This window comes from Burkholderia reimsis (genome assembly GCF_003294055.1).
GTDB classification, from domain to species: Bacteria; Pseudomonadota; Gammaproteobacteria; order Burkholderiales; family Burkholderiaceae; genus Burkholderia; species Burkholderia cepacia.
This window is the reverse complement of record NZ_QMFZ01000114.1, coordinates 1-1084: the sequence shown is the minus strand read 5'-3', so window position 1 is coordinate 1084 and position 1084 is coordinate 1. Positions and strand designations below refer to the sequence as shown.

Below are 1084 nucleotides of genomic sequence, written 5' to 3'. Positions count from 1 at the left end.
CTTAGACTCTAGCTTCAAGTGCAACACCTTTGATGAGATAGGGTGTTGCGATGACGAAATACAAGCATCTGAGCGCCGAAGAGCGCGCGGTGATCATGATCGAGAAGGCCCGGAACACGAGCGTCAGAGCGATTGCAAGGCTGCTTGGCCGCAGCGCGTCGACGATCACACGGGAGCTGGCGCGCAATCGCACGGAAGCGCCTCGCTGCTATGACGCCACAAGCGCGGCCAGAGCCTATCGGACGCGCCGCAAGCGAAGTCGGCGTCAGGCGAAACTGGCAGCAGGAAGCACGCTGTACTGGCAGGTGCATCACGATCTGGTTTATCGGTGCTGGTCGCCGCAGCAAATTGCTGCGAGACTTCGCGAGATGCATCCAGACAACCCCGCGCAACGCGTCAGCCACGAAACGATCTACGCGGCGATTTATACCCATCCCCGCGGCGGCTTGAAGCAGGCCATGATTGAGGCCCTGCGCCAGGAGAAGCCGGTGCGTGGCAACGCACGCAAGACGCTGGCCCGCAAGAGCTTTGTGCCGGAAGAACTTCGCATCGTCCATCGGCCCGAGGCAATCGAAACGCGCCAATGGCCCGGTCATTGGGAAGGCGATCTCATCAAGGGGGCCTTCAATCGTTCCTGCGTCGGCACACTGGTCGAGCGCAAGACGCGCTTCGTGGTGCTGTGCCGCATGGATGGCTGCACGGCCGAGGATGCGCTGGAAGGCTTCACGCGCCAGATGAAGAAGCTGCCGGCCTTTCTGCGGGAAAGCCTGACCTACGATCGCGGATCGGAAATGACCTGTCATGTCGAGCTGGCTGAACGATTGAATCTGGATATCTGGTTCGCGGATCCCTACGCGCCCTGGCAACGAGGCAGCAACGAAAATACCAACGGCCTGCTGCGCCAGTTTCTCCCCAAAGGAATGGACCTGTCAGGCGTGACCCAGATGCAGTTGAACGATATTGCCAAGCTGATGAACGGACGCCCTCGTCAAACCCTCAACTGGAAAACCCCCGAAGAGGCCATGGCGACGGAATTAGCTACCGCCGGGTTGGCTAAACGTTGCACTTGATTCTTGAGACCGCC

The 1084-nt window shown here is 59.9% G+C and carries 1 protein-coding gene; it reads left to right on the top strand.

Features of this window, described 5'->3' with window-relative positions; translation table 11 throughout:
- The first annotated feature begins 50 nt into the window (after positions 1-50).
- A complete protein-coding gene (locus DPV79_RS41450; RefSeq protein ID WP_113048174.1) occupies positions 51-1070 on the top strand; it encodes an IS30 family transposase in 1020 nt (339 codons plus the stop codon).
- Positions 1071-1084 lie beyond the last annotated feature (14 nt).